A 22,517-nucleotide genomic window follows, 5' to 3' on the forward strand; every position below is an offset into this window, starting at 1 on the left:
CATCAGACGCGCATCCTCCAGCTCAAGGAGCACCGATGCGTTCCCTCGCCGTCGCCACCGTCGTGGCGCTGATGTCTTCCTCTGCCGTCGCGCAGACGCTCAGCCCGACCAACCCCTTCGCCAAGCCGAGCACCCTGCCCTATCAGGCGCCCCCCTTCGACAAGATCAAGGACTCGGATTACCTGCCCGCGCTCGAGGCGGGGATGGCCGAGCAGCGCCGCGAGGTCGCCGCGATCGTCAACGTCCGCTCGATGCCGACCTTCGAGAACACGATCGCCGCGCTGGAAAAGTCCGGCCGGCTGCTCGAGCGAGCGGCGCTCGCCTTCTCGGGCGTCAACGGCGCCAACACCAACGACGTGTTGCAGAAGACGCAGGAGGTGCTCGCCCCCAAGTTCGCCGCGCACCAGGATGCGATCAACCTCGACCCCAAGCTCTTCTGGCGCGTCAAGACGCTGTACGATCAGCGCGACACGCTCCAGCTCGACGCCGAGCAGCGCCAGGTGCTGACGCTGACCTATGAGAACATGGTCCACGCCGGCGCCAAGCTCAACGACGCCGACAAGAAGGCGCTGAGCGCGCTGAACGCGCAGCTCTCCACGCTGGAGACCGCGTTCCAGCAGAAATTGCTCGCCGCGGCCAAGGCGGGCGCCCTGGTGGTCGACGACAAGGCCAAGCTCGCCGGCCTCTCCGACGCCGAGATCGCCGCCGCCGCCGACGCCGCCAAGGAGCGCGGCCTCGCGGGCAAGTACGTGCTGACGCTGCAGAACACGACTCAGCAGCCGGTGCTGGCGACGCTCACCGATCGCGCCACGCGCGAGGCGCTGTTCACCGCGAGCTGGACCCGCGCGACCAAAGGCGACGCCAACGACACGCGCGCGACGATCAGCCAAATCGCGGCGCTGCGCGCGCAGAAGGCCAAGTTGCTCGGCTTCGCCACCTGGGGCGACTATGTCCTGTCCGACCAGATGGCGAAGACGCCCAAGACCGCGCTCGCGTTCATGCGCCAGCTCGGCGCACCGGTCGCGGCCGAGCAGAAGCGCGAGGCGGGCGAGCTCCAGGCGCAGATCAAGGCCGAGGGCGGCAATTTCGCGCTCAAGCCGTGGGATTGGGACCTCTATTCCGAGAAGCTGCGCAAGGCCAAGTACGACCTCAACCAGGACGAGCTGAAGCCCTATTTCGAGATCAACAAGGTGCTGACCGACGGCGTCTTCTACGCCGCCAACCAGCTCTACGGCATCACCTTCAAGCGCCGCACCGACCTCCCCGTCTATCAGCCCGACGTGATGGTCTATGAGGTGTTCGAGCAGGACGGCCGCACCATCGGCCTGATGTATTTCGACTATTGGAAGCGCGACAACAAGAACGGCGGCGCGTGGATGTCGAACTTCGTCAACCAGGCGAAGCTGCTCGGCACCAAGCCGGTGATCTACAACGTCGGCAATTTCACCAAGCCGGCGGCGGGCCAGCCCGCGCTGATCACCTTCGACGACGTGACGACGATGTTCCACGAGTTCGGCCACGCGCTGCACGGGCTGTTCGCGAACCAGACCTATCCCTCGGTCTCGGGCACCAACACCGCGCGCGACTTCGTCGAGTTCCCGTCGCAGTTCAACGAACATTGGGCGCTCGATCCCAAGGTGCTGCCGCACTATGCCGTCAACTACCGCACCGGTGCGGTGATCCCGCCCGAGCTGGTCGGCAAGATCAAGCGCGCCGCGACGTTCAACACCGGCTATTCGTTCGGCGAGGCGCTGGCGGCGGCCGAGATGGACATGAGCTGGCACTCGCTTCCCGCCAGCGCGGGCCAGCAGGACGCCGACGCCTTCGAGGCCAAGGCGCTGGCCGAGACCGGGCTCGACACCGCCGACGTGCCGCCGCGCTATCGTTCGAGCTATTTCCTCCACATCTGGGGCAACGGCTATTCGGCCGGCTATTACGCCTATCAGTGGACCAAGATGCTCGACGCCAACGCCTATGACTGGTTCGAGCGCAACGGCGGCATGACTCGCGCCAACGGCCAACGCTTCCGCGACATGATCCTGTCGAAGGGGCATACCGAGGATTACGCCCCGATGTTCCGCGCCTTCTACGGCAAGGACCCGGAGGTGGCGCCGCTGCTCCACAATCTCGGGCTCAACGCCGACGGGTCGCGCGTCGCGCCGTAAAGGCCGGCGGGGCGCGCGCCGCTCCTCCCCGCGCCGGGGGGGAGCGGCGGCGCGCTCAGGCCTCGGCGAGCAGCGCCTTGGCCTGCGCCCCGGTCCAGTCGAGATCGCCGGTCACGCGCCACAGCTCCTTGCCCGACGCATCGTACAGGATCGTCGTCGGCAGGTTGGCGCCGTAAGCGGTGCTCAGCGCCAGTTTCTCGTCGAGGAACGGCTCCAGCCTCGCGAAACCGCGCGCCTTGAGGAAGTCCTTCGCCTTGGCGGGCTCCATGTCCTGACTCACCGCCACCACGCGCACCTTGCCCGCCAGCGCCCCCGCGGCGGCATCGAGCGTCGGCATCTCCTTGACGCACGGCGCGCACCAGGTCGCCCACAGGTTCACCAGCAGCGGCTTGCCGCCGCCCAGCTGGGCCAGCGTCGTCGGCGCACCCGCCAGCGTGGTGAAGCCGACGCCAGGCGCGGCCTCGCCCTTGTGGCTGCGGTCGACCTTGTCCGGCCGCGCCGCGCCGGTGGCGGGCACCTCGTCCGCGCTGGCGATGGCGGCGTTGCCCGCGCCCGCGGCTTGCCCGTCGCCCCCCGAGCCCTTATCGCACGCGCTGACCGCCAGCGCGGCGCCGAGGAGACAGACGATCGCGACACGCGAGACCATGAGCGGTTCCAACCAGATGTGGGGCGGGCGCTTCGCCGAGGGTCCGGCCGCCGTCATGCGCGAGATAAACGCCTCCATCCCCTTCGACAAGCGGATGTGGCGCCAGGACGTCGCGGGCAGCCGCGCGCATGCCGCGATGCTGGGCGCGCAGGGGATCGTCTCCGCCGCGGACGTCGCCGCGATCGACGCGGGGCTGGCGCAGGTGGCCAAGCGCTACGCCGAAGAGGGCGTGCCCGACGATCTCGCGATGGAGGACATCCATATGCTGAGCGAGGCGCGGCTCGGCGAGGTGATCGGCGGCGCGGCGGGGCGGCTCCACACCGCGCGCAGCCGCAACGACCAGGTCGCGACCGACTTCCGTTTGTGGGTGCGCGACGCGACCGATCAGGTGGTGGAAGCGCTCGACCGGCTCGACGATGCCTTGCTCGCGCGGGCGGAAGAGCATGCCGCCAGCGTGATGCCGGGCTTCACGCATCTCCAGTCGGCGCAGCCGGTGACGCTCGGCCACCATCTGATGGCCTATCACGAGATGGTGCGACGCGACCGCTCGCGCTTCACCGACAATCGCGCGCGCGCCAACCTCTGCCCGCTCGGCGCGGCGGCGCTGGCGGGCACCGGCTTCGCGATCGATCGCGACGCCACCGCGCGCGCGCTCGGCTTCGACGCGCCGACGCGCAACAGCCTCGATTCGGTCAGCGACCGCGACTTCGCGCTCGATTACCTGATGGCGGCGAGCCAGTGCGCGCTTCACCTGTCGCGGCTGGCGGAGGAGTTCGTGCTGTGGGCGTCGCAGCCGTTCGCCTTCGTCGCGCTGTCGGACCAATGGTCGACCGGCAGCTCGATCATGCCGCAGAAGCGCAACCCCGACGCCGCCGAGCTGGTGCGCGGGCACAGCGGGCGGATCACTGGCTGTCTGGTTAGCCTGATGGTCACGATGAAGGGGCTGCCGCTCGCTTATTCCAAGGACATGCAGGACGATAAGCCGCCTGTGTTCGAGGCGCATGACCTGCTCGCGCTGTCGCTCGCGGCGATGACCGGGATGGTCGAGAGCGCTACCTTCCGCACCGAGCGGATGCGCCAGGTGGCGGAGAGCGGCTTCGCCACCGCGACCGACCTCGCCGACTGGCTGGTGCGCGAGGCCGACGTGCCGTTCCGCGAGGCGCATCATATCACCGGCCGCGCGGTGGCGCGCGCCGAGGATTTGGGCTGCACGCTCGATCGCGTGCCGCTCGCCGAGCTGCAGGCGATCGACCCGCGCATCACCGATGCGGTCTACGACGTGCTGTCGGTCGACGCCTCGGTGGCGAGCCGGCGCAGCTTCGGCGGGACCGCGCCCGACAATGTCCGCGCGGCGATCGCCGCCGCGCGGGCGGAGCGGACGGGAGGGGCGGCATGAGCGCGGCCCGATCCGCCGTGGTGGGGCTGGCGCTCGTTCTGGCGGGATGCGGCTCGACCGAGGCGCTCAAGCCGGCGCCGGGCACGCCGCTGCCGGTGGCGCCGTATGGCGCGACTGCGACGCCCAAGATCCGCGACCTGCTCACGCCCAGCGTGCAGGCGCGACCGCGCCGCACCGGCGAGGTGCTCACCCGCTCGCAGGACCGCCAGAGCGACGAGTTCGACCTGCCGCCGCGGTGATGACGGTGGGGCGTTGAGGCGCTTCTCTGTGCTATTCACCCTTCTTCCGTCATCCCGAACTTGTTTCGGGATCCACTGCCCCGCATACGCCGCCGCCGAGGAATAAGCGGCACGGTGGATCCCGAAACGAGTTCGGGATGACGCCGGGAGATGGGTGGGTGGCGGGCGCGACAACCTGCACCCTATGTGTCACGCCGACGCGCGAACCACGCTAGAAGAGACCCGATGGACCATTTCCACTATCGCGACGGAGAATTGTGGTGCGAGGGCGTGCCGCTGGCGCGCATCGCCGCCGAGGTCGGCACCCCCGTCTACGTCTATTCCGCCAACGCCTTCCGCGACCACGCGCGCGCCTTCCGCGCCGGCCTGGCCGGCGTGCGCGACGCGCATCTCGCTTATGCGATCAAGGCCAACCCCAATGTCGCCGTCCTGCGCCTGCTCGCCGCCGAGGGCTATGGCGCCGACGTCGTCTCCGGCGGCGAGCTGGCGCGCGCGCTCGCGGCGGGGATGCCCGCCGAGTCGGTCGTCTTCTCGGGCGTCGGCAAGACCGAGGCCGAGCTGGTGCGCGGGCTCGACGCCGGGATCGGCCAGTTCAACCTCGAGCTGGAGGAGGAAGGCGAGGCGCTCGCCCGGCTCGCCGCGGAACGGGGAGAGACCGCGCGCGCGGTGCTGCGCGTCAACCCCGACGTCGACGCCGGCACGCACGCCAAGATCTCGACCGGGCGCAAGGAGAACAAGTTCGGCGTGCCGATCGACCAGGCGCCCGCGATGTTCGCGCGGCTGGCGGGGCTGCCCGGCCTGTCGATCGAGGGCGTGGCGATCCATATCGGCAGCCAATTGTTCGACCTCGCCCCACTCGAGGCGGCGTACCGGCGCGTCGGCGAGCTGGTCGCCACCCTCCGCGCCGCCGACCACCGCATCACCCGCGTCGACCTCGGCGGCGGGCTCGGCGTCCGCTACAAGGAGGGCGACGCGCCGCGCTCCCCGGCCGATTATGGCGCGATGGTCGAGCGCGTCACGCGCGACTGGGGCGTGACGCTGATGTTCGAGCCCGGGCGCGTGATCGCCGCCAACGCGGGGGTGCTGCTCACCCGCGTGATCTGGGTGAAGCCGGGCGTGGTGAACCCCTATGTCATCGTCGACGCGGCGATGAACGATCTGGCGCGACCCGCGCTCTACGACGCCTGGCACGACTTCGATCCGGTGGTGCCGAGCGGCGAGCGGGTCACCGCCAATATCGCCGGCCCGGTGTGCGAGACCGGCGACACGTTCGCGATGGCGCGCGAGATCGACCGCGTCGCCAAGGACGACCTCGCGGTGTTCCGCAGCGCGGGTGCCTATGGCGCGACCATGGCCTCGACCTACAACAGCCGCGCGCTGGTGCCCGAGGTGCTGGTCGACGCCGACCGCTTCGCGGTGGTGGCGGACCGGATCGCGGCCGAGACGATCCTCGCCGCCGAGCGGGTGCCCGAGTGGCTGTGAGCCGGTGAGCGACTCGCGCGAGGCCGCGGCGGCGCTGCCGAGCCTGCCGGTGTTCCTGCGGCTGGCGGGGCAGCCCGTGATCCTGGTCGGCGAGGGCGAGCCCGCTGCGGCGAAGCGTCGGCTGCTCGAGCGTGCCGGTGCGGTGATCGTCGGCGAGGACGATGGCGCGGCACGGCTCGCCGTGGTGGCCGACGACGAGGCGGCGGTGGCCCGGCTCAAGGCGCGCGGCGTGCTGGTCAACGCGGTCGACCGGCCCGAGCTGTGCGACTTCACCCTCCCCGCGATCGTCGACCGCGCGCCGGTGCTGGTCGCGATCGGCAGCGCGGGCGTGTCGGCGGGTCTGGCGGCGGCGCTGCGCCAGCGGCTCGAGACGCTGCTGCCCGCCACGCTCGGCCGGCTCGCCGAGGCGCTCCACGCCGCCCGACCCGCGCTCCGCACCGCGCTGCCCGACATGGGTGAGCGCCGCCGCGCGATCGGCGCCGCGCTCGCGCCCGGCGGCGCGCTCGACCCGCTCGGCGCGCCCGCGCTCGACGACGTCGCCGCCGCCGTGATCGCGGCGCAGCCTGCCACCGGCCTCGCCCGCCTCCGCCTCCGCTCGCACGACCCGGACGAGCTGACGCTGCGCCAGGCCCGGCTGCTCGCCGCGGCGGACGTGGTGACGCATCGCCCCGACGTGCCGCCCGCGATCCTCGACCGCGCGCGCGCCGACGCCGAGCGGGTCGAGTGCGCCGCGCCGCCGCTGGCCCCCGCGACCGGGTTGGTGGTCGATCTGGCGATGGAGGAGGAACGATGAGCGGCACCGCGTGGCGGCTCACGGGCGAGGGCAAGGTCGAGGAGATTTCGGTCAAAGGCGCGCTCGGCTGCGGCGCGCCGTTCGTCTGGGTGCATCTCACCACCAACGCCGAGCACGCGCAGACATGGCTGCGCGACGAGGCCGGACTGCCGCCCTATATCGTCGATTCGCTGACCGCCGCCGAGACGCGCCCGCGCGCCGAGAAGCTCGCCGACGCCGCGCTGGTCAACCTGCGCGGGCGTACCGACGAGGAGCTGGACGGCTCCGACATGCTCGCCTCGATCCGTATCTGGGCAGCCAAGGGACGGGTCGTCACCGTCTCGCGCAAGCATCTGGTCGCGCTCGACGAGGTGGTGACCCAGATGCGTGACGGCGCGATCCGCGACCCCGGCGACCTGATCAGCGCCTTCGCCACCGAGATCACCGAGGACCTCGATCCCGTCGTCGGCGACCTCGGCGACTGGCTCGACGATTGCGAGCAGAAGCTCGCCGCCGAGCATATCTTCGAGCTGCGCCGCGGCGTCACCAAGGTGCGGTCGGAGGCGATCAACTACCGCCGCTTCCTCGCGCCGCAGCGCGCCGCGCTGGAGAAACTGGCGACGCTGCCGGGCGACTGGCTCGCCGAGGACGATCGCGCGCACCTTTCCGCCGCGGCCGACCGCGCCGCGCGCATGGCGGAGGAGGTGGAGGCGATCCGCGAGCGCGCCGCGCTGGTGCACGAGGCGCTGACCGACCTGCGCGCCGAGCAACTCGACCAGCGCGGGCTGGTGATCGCGGTGGTGGCGATGGTGTTCCTGCCGTTGACCTTCATCACCGGGTTGTACGGGATGAACGTCGAGGGACTGCCCTATGCCAAGGAGCCCTGGGCGTTCGACGCGATCGCGGGCGTCTGCGCGCTGATCGCGGCGGGGACGGTGATCTATTTCCTGCGGCGCCACTGGTTCCGCTAAGCGGTGCGCCCCCGCGCCGTTCAGCGGCGCTCCGCGTCGGTGCGCGCGGGGACGGCATCGCCCTCGCGCTCCCGGTCGCGCAGGCGCTCGCCCGCGTCGGTGAGCGCGTCGCCGGCACGGTCGCGCGCGCGGTCGGCATGGTCGCGCACGTCCCGCTCCAGCCGCCGCGACGCATCGTCGATCCGGCCCGCCGCGCGATCGAGCGAGTCCGCCGCCACGTCGTCCACCTGATTGGCCATCGAGTCGGTCAGCGTGTCGACGCTCGCGGCGACATTGTCCGCCGCCGCGCCGATCTCCGCGGCGATCGCATTGCCCGTGCGCTCGGCATGATCGTCGATCCGGTCCCCGCATCCCACCAGCGCCAGCGCAGCCAACGGCGCGACCACGGCCCTTCGTCCCATCGATCCACTCCTCACTAGACGTGGATCAATGACCGAGCCGGGGCTTGGTTGCTCGCGATCAGGCCGCGCGGCGCGGTGCGTCGTCCATGAGGAAGGCGACGAACCGCTCGGTCGCGCCGTCGAGCGCGCGCGCGCTCGCTGCCAGTTCGCCCGCGCTGCCGCGCACCGTCTGCGACAGCGTCGCGGTGGTGCGCACCGCCGCGGCGACCTCGTCGATGCGGCGCTCGATCACCTCGGCACCGCCCGCGGTGCGGGTCGCGCCCGCCTCGATCCCCGCGGCGAGCTGGCGCTGGTCGGCGACCGAGCCCGCGATCCCCGCCGCCGCGCGCGCGACCTGCGCCGCGGCCTCGTCGGCGCGGGTCAGCGCCGCCGCGGCGTCGCCCACCCCGGCGAAGATCGATCCGAGCAAGGTGCTGATGCGGTCGCTCGCGCGCGTCGAATCGGCCGCGAGCGAGCGCACCTCGCCCGCCACCACCGCGAAGCCGCGCCCCGCCTCGCCCGCGCGCGCCGCCTCGATCGTCGCGTTGAGCGCGAGCAGGTTGGTCTTCTCCGCGATCTCGCGGATATCGTCCACCAGCGCGCCGATCCGCTGGCCATGTTCCGCCAGTTCGCCGATCCGCCCGACCCCGCTGCCCGCCGCGGCCTGCGCCACCGCGGTGAGCGCGCTCTGCTGGTCGGCCGAATCGGCGATGGTGCGGATCGAGCCGCCGAGATCGCGAATCGAGTCGGCGACGTGGCGGATCTGCGCGGTCGCCTCCACCGCCTCGCTCGCCACCGCGGCGGCCTGCGCCCCCGCTCCCACGGCGAGATCGTCGAGCGTGATGGCGGAGCGCTCCAGCTGGGTCGCGGCCGCGCCGATCGCGCGCACCACCTGCGCCACCGAACCCTCGAACGCTTCCGCCACCGCGACCAGTTCGTCGCGGCGGCGCGTCGCGGCATGCTGTTCCAGCGCGCGCAGCCGCGCGCGCTCGTCGCCGGCGGCGTCTTCCGCGACGCGCGCCTGGCGCAGCGCCTCGGTCGCGACCGCGCGCGCGTCCTCGGCGGCGGCGCGCGCCTCGTCGGCCTCGGTCACCAGCGCGCGGCTGCGCTCCAGCGAGAGCCGCTGGCGCTCGAGCAGCCGCTCGAGCACGCCGGTCACCAGCCACAACACCCCCGCCTGCATCACCACCGCCAGCGCGTGGACCAGCACGCGGCCGAGCCGCCCGTCGCCCTCGAACACCCAGTCGGGGGCGAACCATTCGAGCGCGAGATGATGAAGCGCGATCAGCAGCGCGGCGACGACGATCGGTCGCCAGTCGCACAGCACCACCAGAGCGGCGAGCGCGACGAAGAAGAACATGTGCGCGTCCATCTGCCAGGGATGGCCCTGGAGGACATAGACCAGCAGCGCGGGCGCGGTGGCGGCGAGCGTCCCGGTGACGATGCGCGCCTGCGTGTCGGTGCGCGCGCGGATCGCGAACCAGGTCGGCGCGGCGGTGAGCGCGGCGCCCGCGCCGAGCAGCAGCGGGTCGATCGTGCCGCTGAGCGCGAGCTGGATCACCGCGACCGTGGCGAGCGCGCACCAGCCCAGCGCGGCGAGCAGCCGCATGCCGACCAGCCGCAGCCGGTCGAGCGTCAGCGTGTCGAGCGCGCGCCAGCGGTCGACGGTCATGCGATCGCTCCGACCGCGGCGCCGCACAGCGGTGACGGCGCGGCGAGCAGCAGCGCGTCACCGACCCGCAGCCGCGCGGCGATACGGTCGCGTCTGCCACGCACGAGGAGGCTGCGCCCCGGCCCGCGTCCGACCAGTCGCGCGTCGGCGGCGATCGCGGTGGAGGCGAGCGCCCCGGGCGTGGCGCCGAGTGGAACGAGCAGCATCACTCCCTGCGCCGGTGGGCGCAGCGCGAGCACCACGAGCAGCGTCGCGACCAGAGCGCCCTGGAGCAGCAGCGGGAGCGGGAGGCGGCGCATGATGCGCTTTGTGTAGCGAGCGCTGGTTAACGCGTCGTTTCGCTCGATCCGCCCCGTGGCGCCGCGCGAGCCGCCCGCCCGCCGGCTTCCCGCATCCCGTCGTGCGATCCATCTGGTACGAACAAGGCAGGTGCTCGTGCGTGCGCAGGAGCACCTTCCGACCAGGATGGATCAGGTGCTACGCTACCGCCCGGCGCAGGCCGCGCGTGCGCCCATAAGCGAGGTAGAACAGCAGCCCCGCCACGTTCCACAACAGGAAGCGCGCGATGGTGGCACTCGGCAGGCTCCACAGCAGGTACAGGCAGCCGAGGATCGCGAGCGACCCCACGACATAGGGCAAAGGGCAGCGGAACAGCCGCGGCGCGTCGGGGGCGGTGCGGCGCAGCACCATCAGGCACGCGCCCGCGGCGATGAAGGCGAGCAGCGTCCCGGCATTGGCGAGCTCGGCGATCTCGTCGAGCCGGAACAGTCCCGCCACCAGCGCGATCGCGGCCCCGGTCAGCAGCGTGATCCGCGTCGGCGCGCCGCTGCGCGGGCTCACCGTGGCGAGCCCGCGCGGCAGCAGCCCGTCGCGCGCCATCACGAAGAAGATCCGGCTCTGCCCGTACATCATCACCAGGATCACCGAGGGCAGCGCGATCACCGCGGCGAGCGCGATCAGATGCCCCGCGAGCGGATGGCCGAGCGAGCGCAGCACCAGCGCGAGCGGCTCGGGCGAGTTGGCCAGCGCGGTGAAGGGCAGCGCGCCGATCGCCGCCACCGCGACCGCCATGTAGATCGCGGTGCACACCAGCATCGATCCGACGATGCCGATCGTCAGGTCCCGCCCGGGCCGCTTCGCCTCCTCGGCCGAGGTCGCCACCGCGTCGAAGCCGTAGAAGGCGAAGAACACGATCGCCGCCGCCGCCATGACGCCGCGCTTGTGCCCGCCGCTCTCCGCCGCGGCGAAGCCATAAGGCATGAAGGGGTGGAGATGCGCGGGGTCGAAGGCGGGCAGCGCGAAGGCGATGAACACCGCCAGCGCGGCGAGCTTGACCACGACGAGCACGATGTTGAGCGTGGCGCTCTCGCGCGTGCCCGCGACCAGCAGGCCCATGATGGCGAGCGCCACCGCCACCGCGGGCAGGTTGACGACGCCGCCGCCGTGCGGCCCGGCGAGCAGCGCGGGCGGCAGCGTCACTCCGGCGGACTGGATCCAGCCGACGAGATAGCCCGACCAACCCACCGCCACGGTCGAACAGGCGAGCGAATATTCGAGGATCAGGCTCCACCCCACCACCCAGGCGGCGGTCTCGCCCAAGGCGGCATAGCTGAAGGTGTAGGCACCTCCCGCCGCGGGGATCATCGTCGCCAGTTCGGCATAGGCCAGCGCGGCGCAGGCACAGACCGCGCCGGCGATGGCGAAGGCGAGGATCACCGCGGGGCCGGCACGCTCGGCGCCGACCCCGGTGAGCGTGTAGATGCCGGTGCCGACGATCGCGCCGACGCCCAGCGCGATCAGGTGCGGCCAGGACAGCGTCTTGGCGAGCGCGCGGCCCTGTTCATGCCGGGTGACGTCGGCGAGTGACTTGCGCTGGCCCAGCATATGGTTCGCTCTCCTAAGCGGGTGAGTGCGGCAGTTGGCGGCGCGCGCGGCGCGGCCCCCCTGCCCCGGGGCGTGCCGGTCGCAGGGGCGAGGCGCCTTCGCCCTCGCTGCCTTGCTCGCCGTCATCCCGGACCTGTTCCGGAGATGACGGCAGGTCATGCCGGTTCGATCCCCAGGACGTCGTCGGCCTCCTGGCCGCAAGCGCGAGACCCGAACACCGTCCGTGCCGATCCGCGCGGAACGTCGCCGCCGCCGTCACGTCACCTGGAACCCGGCCCAGAACGGGTCGGCGCGGTCGATCCAGATCGTGTTGAAGCCGGTCGCCATCGCCGATCCCTCGATCGAGGGGACGATCGCGGGCACGTCGCCCAATGTCGTCGCCGCCTCGACCCGGCCGATGAAGCGGCTGCCAATATAACTTTCGTGGACGAAGCGGTCGCCGACCTTGAGGTCGCCGCGGTCGGCGAGATGCGCGAGGCGCGCCGAGGTGCCGGTGCCGCAAGGCGAGCGATCGATCGCCTTGTCACCGTAGAACACCGCGTTGCGCCCGTCGGCGTCGTTCGCGCGGGCGCGATCCGCCCAGAGCACGTGGCTCACCCCGCGGATCGTCGGGTCGAGCGGGTGGACCGGCTCGACCTTCTCGCGCACCGCGGCGCGTACCAGGCGCGACGCCGCGATCAGCCGGTCAGCGCCCATCGCGTCGAGCCCCGCATAAGCTCCCTGCGGCTCGACGATCGCGTAGTAATTGCCGCCATAGGCGACGTCGACGCGGAGCCGCCCGAGCTCGGCCACCTCCACCTCGACCCCCCGCGCCGCGACATAGCTCGGCACGTTGGTGATGCGGACGGAGGTCACCTTCTCGCCCGCGACCGCATAAGCGATCTCGATCACGCCGGCGGGCACCTCGACCCGGAGCCGCCCCGGCGTGGTCGGCTGGATCAGCCCGTGCTCCAGCCCGAAGGTGATGATCCCGATCGTGCCGTGGCCGCACATCGGCAGGCAGCCGCTCGTCTCGATGAACAGGATGCCGACATCGGCGTCGGCTTTGGTGGGCGGGTAGAGGAAGCCGCCCGACATCATGTCGTGCCCGCGCGGCTCGAAGCACAGCCCGGTGCGGATCCAGTCGTAGCGCGCGAGGAAATCCTGCCGGCGCTCGGACATGGAGGCGCCGCGCAGCAGCGGCGCGCCCCCGGCGACGAGCCGCACCGGGTTGCCCGCAGTATGGCCGTCGATGCAGAAGAAGGTGTGCCGCATGCCGCCGAGGCTATCAGGCCGCGGCGGGCAGCGACAGCGTCGGCCGAGTCGCCGCGGCGCGCTCGACCATCGCGATCACCTCGGCGCGACGCTCCCCGGTGAGCACGTAGCGCGGCGGCAGCACGCGCTCCGAGCCGCGCCCCATCACCTGCTCGGCCAGCTTGATCGACTGGACCAGGTCATGCTCGGCGTCGAGGTGGAGCAAAGGCATGAACCAGCGATAGATCTCGATCGCCTTGGCGTGATCGCCGCGCTCGAACGCCGCGACCAGCTCGACCGACTCCTTGGGGAAGGCGTTGGTCAGCCCCGATACCCAGCCCTGTGCGCCGAGATACAGCCCCTCGAGCGCGACGTCGTCGAGCCCGGCGAACAGCACGTAACGGTCGCCGAGATCGTTGCGGAAGTCGGTGAAGCGGCGCGTGTCGGGCGCGGATTCCTTCACCGCGACGATATTCTCCACCGGCACCAGTTGCTCGAGCACGTAGCGGTCGATCACGGTGCGATAGGCCGGCGGGTTGTTGTACAGCATGATCGGCAGCGCGGTGCGCTCGGCCACGCCGCGGAAATGCGCCACCAGCTCGTCCGGCTTGGGAACATAGACCATCGGCGGCAGCAGCATCAGCCCGTCCGCCCCCGCCTTCTCCGCCGCCTGGGCGTAGCGCACCGCGCGGCGCGTGTCATATTCGGAGACGCCGGTGATCACGGGCACGCGCCCCTTCACCACCTCGACGATGGCGGAGAGCACCGCGACCTTCTCGTCATAATCCAGCGAGTTGTTCTCGCCCACCGTGCCCAGCGCGATGATCCCGGTGACGCCGTCGCGGATCAGCTCGTCGACGACGCGCTGCGTGTCGGCGAGGTCGAGCGTGAGGTCCTCGCGCACCTGGGTCGTCACCGCCGGGAACACGCCCTTCCAACCGATCGCCATCGCCGCCATCACCTCTCATTCCCTCGGATGAATATCGTATACTAACGGATCGATAGGGATGCAACCTGTCCGACTACTCCTCGTCGGGATAGGGGCCGCGCCCGCCGTCGCGGATCAGCTGATCGGTGCGGCGATCGATCTCGCTGACGGGCACCGAGCCGAGCGCGAGCACCGCGTCGTGGAAGGCCTTGACGTTGAACTTCGGGCCGAGCGCCTGCTCGGCGCGGGCGCGCGCGCGCTGGATCGCGAGCTGGCCGGTATAATAGCTCAGCGCCTGCCCCGGCCAGGCGATGTAGCGATCGACCTCGGTGGTGACCTCATGGTCGGACAGCGCGGTATTGTCGCGCAGATAGGCCTGGGCGCGCTCGCGGCTCCAGCCCATCGCGTGGATGCCGGTATCGACCACCAGCCGCGACGCGCGCCACGCCTGATAGCTGAGCATGCCGAACAGGTCATAGGGCGTCTCGTACATCCCCATCTCCTCGCCCAGCGTCTCGCTGTAGAGCGCCCAGCCCTCGCCGTAGACCGACAGATAGGTGTCGCGGCGGAACGGCGGCAGGTCCTTGTTCTCCGCCGCGAGCGGCATCTGGAAAGCGTGGCCCGGCGCGCTCTCGTGCAGCGTCAGCGCGGGCAAGGCGTAGAGCGAGCGCGCCGGCAGGTCATAGGTGTTGACGAGGTACACGCCCGGCCCGCCGCGCCCCGCGGTGTAGAAGGGCGCGACGTCGGCGGGCACGGGTTTGATCGCGAAGCGGCTGCGCGGCAGCCGGCCGAAGTAGCGCGACGCCTTGCCGTCGAAGGTCTTGGCGATCCACGCCGCGCGGTCGAGCAATTGCTGCGGCGTGATCGCGTAGAAGCGCGGATCGGTGCGCAGGAAGGTGAGGAAGGCGGGCAGGTCGCCCTGGAACTTCACCTGCGCCATCACCTGGAGCATGCGCGCGCGGATCTTGGCGACCTCGGCGAGGCCGATGGCGTGGACCTGTTCGGGGGTCTGCGGCAGCGTCGTATATTCCGCCACCTTCGACTGATAATAGGCCTTGCCGTCGGGCAGGTCATAAGCCGCGAGCGAGCTGCGCGCGCCGGGGATATACTCCTCGCGCAGGAAGGCGAGCAGCGTGCGATGCGCGGGCAGCACCGCGTCGCGGATCGCCGCCTCGCCGGCGCGGCGCAGCTCGGCCTGGGTCGCCGCCGGGATCTGCCTGGGAATGGTGACGAAGGGCGCGTAGAAGGGATTGTCCACGATCGTCCTGGCCTCGACCACCTGCGCCACGCCGATGTCGCGCCCCGCCAGCGTCACCTTGGGCGGGGTGAAGCCGCGCCGGAGGCCGGCGCGCATCTCGGCGATCTGCTGGTCGAAATAGCGCGGCAGCTCGCGCAGCATCGACAGATAGGCGCGATACTCCTTCTCGTTCGCCAGCGGGTCGCGCGCCGCGGCGGCGACGTCGCCCCAGAAGCTGGTGTCGGCGGTGAGCGGCTTCTCATAGTCGCGGAAGCGCTGTTCGTTGAGCAGCGCGTCGATCTGCTGGCGATAGACCGCGTAATTGACCTGCTCGGCGGGCGAGAGATCCGCCGGACGGATCGCGCGCAGCCGCGTCGCGGTGTCCTCCCAGCGCTTGAGCCGCGCCGCCTGCGCCGCGGGGCCGACGTCGGGCAGATGCGCGCGCGCCTCGTGGCGGCTGTCCTCGTCGGCGGCGAACTGCTGCTGCCGCCACGCATATTCCTCGGTGTAGAGCCGGCGCAGCGTCGCGTCGGCGCTGCCCGCCCGCGGCGCGGCGATCGCCGGCGCCGCCATCATCATCGTCGCGCCCAGCAGCGCCGCCCGTATCTGCCTCACTCAACCTCCCCGATCGCGATGATGTCCGCGTAGAGCGCGGCCGGCACCAGCACACCCTCTATCTCGCTCCGCGCGCGCGCGGCGTAGCGCCGCGCCGAGGGGAGCCGCGCGCCCTGCGCCTCGATCGCGGCGAACACAGTCTCGGCGCGCGCGAGCTGCGCGCCCGCGGCGGCGCCGAGGAAGCCCGCGGGATCGAGCGCGACGATCAACTCGCCCCCGCGCGGCGAGGCGCCGCGGCCGGCGTCGGCGGCGAGCGACTCGGCGCTGGTCATCTCGCCGATCAGCGGCCCGGCGAGCAGCTCGACCATCGCCGCCAGCGCCGACCCCTTGTGCCCGCCGAAGGTGCGCATCGCCCCCGCCAGCACCGCCGCCGCGTCGGTGCTGGGCCGACCGTCCGCGTCATAGCCCCAGTCGTCGGGGATGGCGCGGCCGGCGCGGCGATGCAGCTCGATCTCGCCGCGCGCCACCGCGCTGGTGGCGAAATCGAAGACGAAGGGGTGCGCGCCCGCGCGCGGCCAGCCGAAGGCGATCGGGTTGGTCCCGAACACCGGCCGCGTGCCGCCCGCGGGCGCGACCCAGGCGTGGCTCGGTGTCACCGCCAGCGCGACCAGCCCCGCCGCGGCCAAGGCCTCGACCTCGGGCCAGAGCGCGGCGAAATGCACCACGTCGGTCAGCGCCAGCGCGGCGATGCCGTTCGCGCGCGCCTTGGCCTCGAGCAGCGGGCGCCCCGCGGCGAAGGCGAGCTGCGCGAAGCCGCCGCCGCCGTCGACCCGCACCAGCGCGGCGGCGGGCTCGCTCACCCGCGGGACCGCGTCGCGCGCGACCGCGCCGCTGCGCAGGCTGTGCGCGGCGACGAGCAGGCGGTAGACGCCGTGGCTGGCGCAGCCGTCGCGCTCGCCCGCCACCATCGTCTCGGCCACCGCCTCGGCCTGCGCGGGCGCGAGCCCGACCGTGCGGAGCGTCCGCCGCGCCAGGTCGCGCACCTCGTCCAGCGTCAGTCGAACGGCGTCGCTCACGCGGTCGCCCCCGCCCGCGCGGTGTAGAGGCGCACGCCGAAGACCGGCCCGGCGCTGCTGCGATCGTGCGGCAGGAACTTGACGCGCACCGTCTTCTTGCCCGCGGTGAGCCCAAGCGGCAGCGGATAGTCGCGCTCGATGAAGGCGCCGGGCCGGTCGTTGTCGAGATGCTGGGTGGCGACCTTGACGTTGTCGACCAGGATGTCGAAGTCGCGCGCGCGCTCGCCGCCCCAATAGCTCGCCTGGAGCACCAGCGGCCCCGGCCGCACCTTCATCGTGAACTCGATATAGCCGCCCGAGCGCGCGTCGCGCCCCTGCCGGCCGCGATAGGTGACGGGGTAGCTCAACTCGCTCGCCAGCTGGTGGTCGCGCTCGGGCTGCATCTCGCCGAGGAACATGACGTCGACCGAGCGCGCCGCCAGGTCGCGCAGCCGCGCCTGTTCGGCGGTGTAGGCGGCCTCCGCCTCGGCCCAGCCCGCGTCGGTGAAGCGCTTGAAATACACCGCGCTGCGCCGGCGATACTGGCGGTAGAAGGGGACGAAGTCGGTGTCGCCGGGGCGCACCACCCCGCGCGTGGCGTAGCGCGCCGCGGCGGCGTCGCGCAGGCCGAAGCCGGCGAGCACGTCGGCGCCGACCAGCGCGGGATCGGCACCGTCCCATTTGCCCTCGGCGGGGCCGAGGTCGGCGGCGAGCACCATCGGCCCGCGCAGCACCGCGATCGTGTCCGGATCGCCCGGCGCGCTCTCGGTGCGCAGCGCGAGCGGCAAGGTCAGCGCGATCGTGTCGCCCGCCTTCCAGCGCCGCGCGACGATCGCATAGCCGCGCGCGCGCGTCGGCGTCACCGCCGCGCCGTTGACGGTCACGCGCGCGCCGTCCCCCGCCCAGCCGGGCACGCGCAGCGCCACCGGGAAGGTGCCGCCGCGCAGTTCGGTGAAGCGCAGCGCCACCTCGCCCTCATAGGGGTAGCGGGTCGCGAGGCTCACCGTCGCGCGCCGCGTTGCCCAGCGCGCCTCGGCGGGGATGTAGAGGTTGACGTAGAAGGTGCCGTCGTCGCCTTCCCAGAAGATCGACTCGCCGTGCTTGGCGTGGCTCTCCATGCCCGAGCCGACGCAGCACCAGAAGGCGTCGTCCTTGGTGGTCGAATAGTCGCGCGCCGCGCCGCTCAGCAGCGGGGTCATATAGGTGAAGCCCCCGGTCGCCGGGTCCTGCGCGCTCATCACATGGTTGAGATGCGCGCGCTCGTAGAAGTCGAACAGCGCGCCGTCGGGCTGCCACGACCAGAGGTGCCGCGCCAGCTTGAGCATGTTGTAGCTGTTGCAATGCTCGCACGTCTGCTCGGTGACGTGCTGCGCCACGGTATCGGGCTGGAAGAAATATTCGCGGTCGGCATTGCCGCCGATGGCGTAGCTGTGGTGCTGCGTCACGCGATCGAAGAAGAAGCGCGCGGCCGCGGCCTTGGCGGGATCGCCGCCGCTCACCTCGTGGATCCGGGCGAGGCCGACGAGCTTGGGCACCTGCGTGTTGGCGTGGAAGTTGGCGAGCTTGTCCTCGCCCGCCGCCAGCGGGTCGAGCACGCGATGATCGTAGAACAGCCGCGCCATGCGCAGCCAGCGCGCGTCGCCGGTGCGCGCGGACAGCTCGGCATAGCTGTCGTTCATGCCGCCATATTCGCAGCCGAGCACCTCCTCCAGCCGCGCCGCGTCGAGCGCGGTGAACACCCGCTCGAAATAGCCCGCGAGCCCGGTGGCGACGCGCAGCGCGGCGGCATTGCCCCAGGCGGCATGGACGTCGAGCAGCCCGGCGAACAGCTTGTGGACGGTGTACATCGGCGACCACGACCCGTTGAGGTCGAACCCGCCCGACTTGATCTCGCCGCGCACGATCTCGGGGAAGATCTCCTCGCCGTCGACGATCGTGCCGTCCTTCCGCTTGCGCCCGAGCGCGCCGACATAGCCGGTGCCACGCTTCGCCTGCGCCGTCGCCAGCTCGTCGACGATATAATCGGCGCGGCGGCGCAACTCGGCGTCGCCGGTCTGCTGCCAGGTGAGCGCGAGCGCGCTGAGATAATGGCCGAGCGTGTGGCCCGCGATCGTGTCGCTCTCCCAGCCACCGTAGATCTCGGCCTTGGGCGCCAGGCCGGCGTAGCGGTGGACATTGTGCAGCAGCCGGTCGGGCACCAGCCGGTGGAGATAGGCGCGGTTGACCTCCACCGCGGTAAGATAGTCGGACGGCGCCAGCCGCACGTCGGCGAGCGGCAGCGGGCGCGCGCGCACCACGCGGTCCTCGGGCGCGGCGGCGGAGGCGGTGACCGGAAGCAGCGCGAGGGGCGCCAGCGTCGCGGCGCCCGCCATAAGCTCGCGGCGGGTCGTGCTCGGCATGGTCTCTCCTCGTGCGTGGTTAAGGTGGGGCAAGAGGACTGTGTCACGGCGCAGCGATAGGCACAATAGAATCGTATACTGTAGGCCCGAGCCGATGAGGACGCTCTCTCTCCCTTGACGGAAGAAGGCGCGGCGGCGCTTCCTTCCGCGAACCAGCACGCGTCATGCCTCTCGCGGGCGTTCCGTCTGGCCGTATCAGTTCGCCCGCTCGCCTTCCCCGCGCAGCGCGGCGCCGATCAGCGCGAAGAACGCTTGGCTGCCCGCGCTGGAGTCGACGTCCCACTCCGGATGCCATTGCACCGCCAGCACCTCCGCGCCGCAGCCGGGCGCCGCGACCGCCTCGATCACGCCGTCGTCGCTCGACCGCGCCTCGACGCGCAACCCGCCGCCGAGCCGGTCGATCGCCTGTTCGTGGACCGAGTGGACCGTCAGTCGCCGCTCCCCCGTCGCGCGCGCCAGCCGCCCCTCGGGCGCGAGCTGGACGTCGTGGCGCAGCGTGAACAGCTCGGCATAGTCACGCTGCGCCCAGCTGCCGCCGCGCAGGTGGCGGCCGCAGCACGGGTCGGCCGAGAGCGAGCCGCCGAACAGCACGTTGATCTCCTGCAACCCGCGGCAGATGCCGAACACCGGCTTGCCCGCGGCGATCATCGCGTCCGCCAGCGACAGCGCCACCTCGTCGCGCTCCGGGTCGAGCGCCTCGGCCGGCAGGTCGAGCGTGCCGCCGTAGCGCTCCGGCGCGACGTGCGAGCGCGATCCCGTCAGCAGCAGCCCGTCGAGCGGCGCGGCCAGCGCGGCGGCCTCGTTGGCGCCGGTCAGCGCGGGCACCAGCAGCACGGTCGCGCCCGATACCGCGGCGAGCGGGCGGACGAAGCGGCTCGCCACCGCCTGCACGGGGCGATGCGCCACCTCGTTGCAGCAGAGCACCCCGATCAGCGGCCGCCGCGACGCCATGTTCAGTCTCCCGCCAGTCCGTCGCGCCAGCGCTCGCCGTCGGCGGGCGCGAGCACGCGCGCCACCGGCTGCGCGACGATGCGCCCCGGCGGCACGTCCTCGAGCAGCCAGACGTTGCCGCCGATCATCGCGCCGCGCCCGATCGTCACACGGCCGAGGATCGTCGCGCCGGCGTAGATCACCACGTCATCCTCGACGATCGGATGACGTGCGTAGCGCTCGCGCGGGCGATCGGGCGCGTCGCACAGCGGCGTGCGCGCGCCGAGCGTGACGTGCTGGTAAAGCCGCACGCGCTCGCCGATGATCGCGGTCTCGCCGATCACCACGCCGGTGCCGTGATCGATGAAGAAATGCGCGCCGATCGTCGCGCCGGGGTGGATGTCGACCCCGGTGCGCTCGTTGGCGATCTCGGAGATCAGCCGCGCGGTGATCGGCGCGCCGAGCTGGTAGAGCGGGTGCGCGATGCGGTGGTGCAGGCTGGCGATCGCGCCGGGGTAGCAGACCAGGATCTCGTCCGCGCTGCGCGCCGCCGGATCGCCGAGGAAGGCCGCGGCGACGTCGCTGTCGATCAGCCGCCGCACCTCGCCGAGCGTGGCGAGGAACAGCCGCACGATCGTCGCGGGCTGTTCGGGATCGAACGCGCCGCTGCGCGCCTCGGCCTGCCAATAGGCCAGTTCGGCACCGATCTCGCGCTCCAGCTCGGCCGCGGCGGCGAGCAGTTTGGCGGCGACGAAGCCGTCCTCCTCGGCCGCACCGCCGCGATACTGGCCGAGCCGGCGCGGGAAGAGCGCGGCGGCGAGCGTCTCGACCACGCGCTCCAGCGCCGCGCGCGACGGGAAGGTGCGCGCCTCCTCGGACGGGTGGCCGGCGCGCCAGTCGTCGCGCCCGCGCCGCAGCGCCAGTACCGCCGCGGCGATCGCCGAGCCCTCACCCGCCCCGCTCGCCGCCCCGTCGCTCATGCCTCGCCTCTCGCCCGTTGGTCCGAGCCGCGAGTCATACCCCACCAGGCGAGTAGGTGATCCAAGCTTTTCTTGCGCGGCGAGGAGGTTCGCGCGCCTCGCATCGGTCAGGCGCGCTGCAACGCGCGGGCGCGGCGGCGCTGCACCGAGCTGCCGATCCCCATCGCCTCGCGATATTTCGCGACCGTCCGCCGCGCGATCCCGAAGCCCTTGGCGTTGAGCAGCTCCACCAGCGTGTCGTCGGACAGGATCGTGTCGCCCTCGCCCGCGATCAGCGCGCGGATCGCGCTCTTCACCGCCTCGGCCGATACCGCGTCGCCGCCGTCCGCCGCGGCGATCGCCGAGGTGAAGAAATATTTCAGCTCGAACAGGCCGCGCGCGCAGCTGAGATATTTGTTGCTGGTGACGCGGCTGACGGTCGATTCGTGCAGCTCGATCGCGTCGGCCACCTGGCGCAGCGTCAGCGGGCGCAGGTGCGCGACGCCGTGAAGAAAGAACGCCTCCTGCTGGCGCACGATCTCGGTGGCGACGCGGATGATGGTGCGCTGGCGCTGGTCGAGCGCCTTCACCAGCCAGTTGGCGCTGGCGAGCTTCTCGGCGAGCCAGGTCTTGCCCGCGCGGTCCTGCGCGCCGCCGGCCAGCTCGCTGTAATAGCTCTTGTTGACCAGCACGCGCGGCAGCGTCGCGGCGTTGAGCTCGATCGCCCAGCCGCCGCGCGCGCGCGTCACGGTGAGGTCGGGGATCACCGGCGCGGGCGCGTCGCCGCCGTAGCGGAAGCCGGGCTTGGGGTCATAGCCGCGCAGCTCGCGGATCATGTCCGCCATATCCTCGTCGTCGGCGCGGCAGATCTTCTTCAGCCGCGCCAGCTCGCCGCGCGCGAGCAGGTCGAGATGGTCGAGCAGCCGCGCCATCATCGGGTCGTAGCGGTCGGCGTCGCGCGCCTGGATCGCGAGACATTCGGCGAGGTCGCGCGCGCCCACGCCGGTGGGCTCGAACTTCTGGATCGCGGCGAGCACCGCCTCGACGCGCGCGAGCGGCACGCCGAGCCGCTGCGCGACGTCGTGCAGGTCGGCGCGGAGGTAGCCGGCCTCGTCGATCTGGTCGATCAGCGCGCGCGCGACGAAGAGGTCGGTCGCGTCGAAGGTCGCGCCGGCCTGGGCGAGCAGCACGTCGGCGAGGCTCTCGCTGGTGTCGGCGAACGAGTCGAAGTCGATCGCCTCGCCGCTGCCGCTGCCGCTGCCCGGGCCGAGGTCGCCGATCCGCTCGGCCGCCGACTCGCTCGGGCCGTCGTCGAAGCGTTCGGCGGCGATGTCGACGTCGAGCGACTCGCCCGCGCCCTCGCCCGCCATCACCAGCTCGTCGGCACCGGCGGGCTCGTCGCGCGGCGCCTCGGCGGCCTCGGGTGCGGCGACGGGCGCGTCCTCGGCGGGCGCGCTCGACTCGAGCAGCGGGTTGCGCTCGAGTTCCTCGGCGATCACGCCCTCGATCTCGAGGTTGCTCAGCGCCAGCAGCTTGATCGCCTGCTGGAGCTGCGGCGTCATCACCAGCGACTGCGACTGCCGCAGGTCGAGGCGCGGGGCGAGGCTCACGGGA

Annotated in this window: 19 protein-coding genes; 6 read left to right on the plus strand and 13 right to left on the minus strand. The window is 72.0% G+C overall.

The window, feature by feature from the left end:
- Positions 1 to 35 precede the first annotated feature (35 nt).
- Positions 36 to 2,165 (plus strand): M3 family metallopeptidase, encoded by a 2,130-nt coding sequence (locus tag EV292_RS05705; RefSeq protein ID WP_132908259.1) that lies wholly within the window; start codon positions 36 to 38, stop codon positions 2,163 to 2,165.
- Between the two features lie 55 nt (positions 2,166 to 2,220).
- Here EV292_RS05705 and EV292_RS05710 read toward each other — a convergent pair whose 3' ends face one another.
- A complete protein-coding gene (locus EV292_RS05710; protein ID WP_132908260.1) occupies positions 2,221 to 2,811 on the minus strand; it encodes a TlpA disulfide reductase family protein in 591 nt (196 codons plus the stop codon).
- A gap of 16 nt (positions 2,812 to 2,827) precedes the next feature.
- On the opposite strand from EV292_RS05710, the gene argH reads away from it, so the two are divergent.
- From argH to EV292_RS05735, 5 genes are all read left to right on the plus strand, one after another.
- Positions 2,828 to 4,207, plus strand: coding sequence for an argininosuccinate lyase (gene argH, locus EV292_RS05715; protein WP_132908832.1), 1,380 nt, complete (start codon positions 2,828 to 2,830; stop codon positions 4,205 to 4,207).
- Positions 4,204 to 4,446, plus strand: a complete 243-nt coding sequence (locus tag EV292_RS05720) for a hypothetical protein (RefSeq protein WP_132908261.1) — start codon at positions 4,204 to 4,206, stop codon at positions 4,444 to 4,446. The genes argH and EV292_RS05720 overlap by 4 nt, the downstream gene beginning before the upstream one ends.
- Before the next feature lie 225 nt (positions 4,447 to 4,671).
- Positions 4,672 to 5,928 carry a diaminopimelate decarboxylase gene (gene lysA / locus EV292_RS05725; protein WP_132908262.1) on the plus strand — a complete coding sequence of 419 codons (1,257 nt, stop codon included), beginning with the start codon at positions 4,672 to 4,674 and terminating at the stop codon, positions 5,926 to 5,928.
- A 34-nt stretch (positions 5,929 to 5,962) separates the two neighbouring features.
- Complete coding sequence (locus EV292_RS05730) at positions 5,963 to 6,721, plus strand: bifunctional precorrin-2 dehydrogenase/sirohydrochlorin ferrochelatase (RefSeq protein ID WP_132908833.1); 759 nt, start codon at positions 5,963 to 5,965, stop codon at positions 6,719 to 6,721.
- Positions 6,718 to 7,671 carry a zinc transporter ZntB gene (locus EV292_RS05735; protein ID WP_132908263.1) on the plus strand — a complete coding sequence of 318 codons (954 nt, stop codon included), beginning with the start codon at positions 6,718 to 6,720 and terminating at the stop codon, positions 7,669 to 7,671. The genes EV292_RS05730 and EV292_RS05735 overlap by 4 nt, the downstream gene beginning before the upstream one ends.
- 20 nt (positions 7,672 to 7,691) lie before the next feature.
- Here the strand turns inward: EV292_RS05735 and EV292_RS05740 are convergent, their stop codons facing one another.
- The 12 genes from EV292_RS05740 to rpoN form a co-directional block, all read right to left on the minus strand.
- Positions 7,692 to 8,072 (minus strand): hypothetical protein, encoded by a 381-nt coding sequence (locus EV292_RS05740; protein ID WP_132908264.1) that lies wholly within the window; start codon positions 8,070 to 8,072, stop codon positions 7,692 to 7,694.
- Positions 8,073 to 8,130: 58 nt separating this feature from the next.
- On the minus strand, positions 8,131 to 9,723 hold the full coding sequence (locus tag EV292_RS05745; protein ID WP_132908265.1) for a methyl-accepting chemotaxis protein: 1,593 nt from the start codon (positions 9,721 to 9,723) through the stop codon (positions 8,131 to 8,133).
- Positions 9,720 to 10,022: a hypothetical protein gene (locus EV292_RS05750; protein ID WP_132908266.1), complete on the minus strand. Its 303-nt coding sequence runs from the start codon at positions 10,020 to 10,022 to the stop codon at positions 9,720 to 9,722. The genes EV292_RS05745 and EV292_RS05750 overlap by 4 nt, the downstream gene beginning before the upstream one ends.
- Before the next feature lie 178 nt (positions 10,023 to 10,200).
- Positions 10,201 to 11,607, minus strand: coding sequence for an amino acid permease (locus EV292_RS05755; protein WP_132908267.1), 1,407 nt, complete (start codon positions 11,605 to 11,607; stop codon positions 10,201 to 10,203).
- Positions 11,608 to 11,862: 255 nt separating this feature from the next.
- Positions 11,863 to 12,861: a 4-hydroxyproline epimerase gene (locus tag EV292_RS05760; protein WP_132908268.1), complete on the minus strand. Its 999-nt coding sequence runs from the start codon at positions 12,859 to 12,861 to the stop codon at positions 11,863 to 11,865.
- Between the two features lie 13 nt (positions 12,862 to 12,874).
- Positions 12,875 to 13,789, minus strand: a complete 915-nt coding sequence (locus EV292_RS05765; RefSeq protein WP_132908269.1) for a dihydrodipicolinate synthase family protein — start codon at positions 13,787 to 13,789, stop codon at positions 12,875 to 12,877.
- A gap of 73 nt (positions 13,790 to 13,862) precedes the next feature.
- Positions 13,863 to 15,584 (minus strand): DUF885 family protein, encoded by a 1,722-nt coding sequence (locus tag EV292_RS05770; RefSeq protein WP_132908834.1) that lies wholly within the window; start codon positions 15,582 to 15,584, stop codon positions 13,863 to 13,865.
- 32 nt (positions 15,585 to 15,616) lie between these two features.
- Entirely contained in the window at positions 15,617 to 16,636 is a 1,020-nt protein-coding gene (locus EV292_RS23030; RefSeq protein ID WP_243693635.1) for an Ldh family oxidoreductase, read from the minus strand.
- Positions 16,633 to 19,014, minus strand: a complete 2,382-nt coding sequence (locus EV292_RS23035; RefSeq protein WP_132908271.1) for a glycoside hydrolase family 127 protein — start codon at positions 19,012 to 19,014, stop codon at positions 16,633 to 16,635. The genes EV292_RS23030 and EV292_RS23035 overlap by 4 nt, the downstream gene beginning before the upstream one ends.
- Positions 19,015 to 19,209: 195 nt before the next feature.
- The gene (locus EV292_RS05785; protein WP_207913362.1) at positions 19,210 to 19,965 is read right to left on the minus strand and encodes a gamma-glutamyl-gamma-aminobutyrate hydrolase family protein; all 756 of its coding nucleotides are present in this window, start codon (positions 19,963 to 19,965) and stop codon (positions 19,210 to 19,212) included.
- 2 nt (positions 19,966 to 19,967) lie between these two features.
- Entirely contained in the window at positions 19,968 to 20,924 is a 957-nt protein-coding gene (epsC, locus tag EV292_RS05790; protein ID WP_132908272.1) for a serine O-acetyltransferase EpsC, read from the minus strand.
- A gap of 107 nt (positions 20,925 to 21,031) precedes the next feature.
- Positions 21,032 to 22,513, minus strand: a complete 1,482-nt coding sequence (gene rpoN / locus EV292_RS05795) for an RNA polymerase factor sigma-54 (protein ID WP_132908273.1) — start codon at positions 22,511 to 22,513, stop codon at positions 21,032 to 21,034.
- Between the last annotated feature and the right edge of the window lie 4 nt (positions 22,514 to 22,517).

The sequence above is a fragment of the Sphingomonas sp. BK235 genome (genome assembly GCF_004345855.1).
Taxonomy (GTDB): domain Bacteria; phylum Pseudomonadota; class Alphaproteobacteria; order Sphingomonadales; family Sphingomonadaceae; genus Sphingomonas.

Coding starts and splice junctions, on each gene's coding strand:
- EV292_RS05735 (WP_132908263.1), top strand. CDS start 6,718: ATGAGCGGCACCGCGTGGCGGCTCACGGGCGAGGGCAAGGTCGAGGAG.
- EV292_RS05745 (WP_132908265.1), bottom strand. CDS start 9,723: ATGACCGTCGACCGCTGGCGCGCGCTCGACACGCTGACGCTCGACCGG.
- EV292_RS05740 (WP_132908264.1), bottom strand. CDS start 8,072: ATGGGACGAAGGGCCGTGGTCGCGCCGTTGGCTGCGCTGGCGCTGGTG.
- EV292_RS05785 (WP_207913362.1), bottom strand. CDS start 19,965: ATGGCGTCGCGGCGGCCGCTGATCGGGGTGCTCTGCTGCAACGAGGTG.
- EV292_RS05760 (WP_132908268.1), bottom strand. CDS start 12,861: ATGCGGCACACCTTCTTCTGCATCGACGGCCATACTGCGGGCAACCCG.
- lysA (WP_132908262.1), top strand. CDS start 4,672: ATGGACCATTTCCACTATCGCGACGGAGAATTGTGGTGCGAGGGCGTG.
- epsC (WP_132908272.1), bottom strand. CDS start 20,924: ATGAGCGACGGGGCGGCGAGCGGGGCGGGTGAGGGCTCGGCGATCGCC.
- EV292_RS05710 (WP_132908260.1), bottom strand. CDS start 2,811: ATGGTCTCGCGTGTCGCGATCGTCTGTCTCCTCGGCGCCGCGCTGGCG.
- EV292_RS23035 (WP_132908271.1), bottom strand. CDS start 19,014: ATGCCGAGCACGACCCGCCGCGAGCTTATGGCGGGCGCCGCGACGCTG.
- argH (WP_132908832.1), top strand. CDS start 2,828: ATGTGGGGCGGGCGCTTCGCCGAGGGTCCGGCCGCCGTCATGCGCGAG.
- EV292_RS05720 (WP_132908261.1), top strand. CDS start 4,204: ATGAGCGCGGCCCGATCCGCCGTGGTGGGGCTGGCGCTCGTTCTGGCG.
- EV292_RS05765 (WP_132908269.1), bottom strand. CDS start 13,789: ATGGCGATCGGTTGGAAGGGCGTGTTCCCGGCGGTGACGACCCAGGTG.
- EV292_RS05705 (WP_132908259.1), top strand. CDS start 36: ATGCGTTCCCTCGCCGTCGCCACCGTCGTGGCGCTGATGTCTTCCTCT.
- EV292_RS05755 (WP_132908267.1), bottom strand. CDS start 11,607: ATGCTGGGCCAGCGCAAGTCACTCGCCGACGTCACCCGGCATGAACAG.
- EV292_RS05750 (WP_132908266.1), bottom strand. CDS start 10,022: ATGCGCCGCCTCCCGCTCCCGCTGCTGCTCCAGGGCGCTCTGGTCGCG.
- EV292_RS05770 (WP_132908834.1), bottom strand. CDS start 15,584: ATGATGATGGCGGCGCCGGCGATCGCCGCGCCGCGGGCGGGCAGCGCC.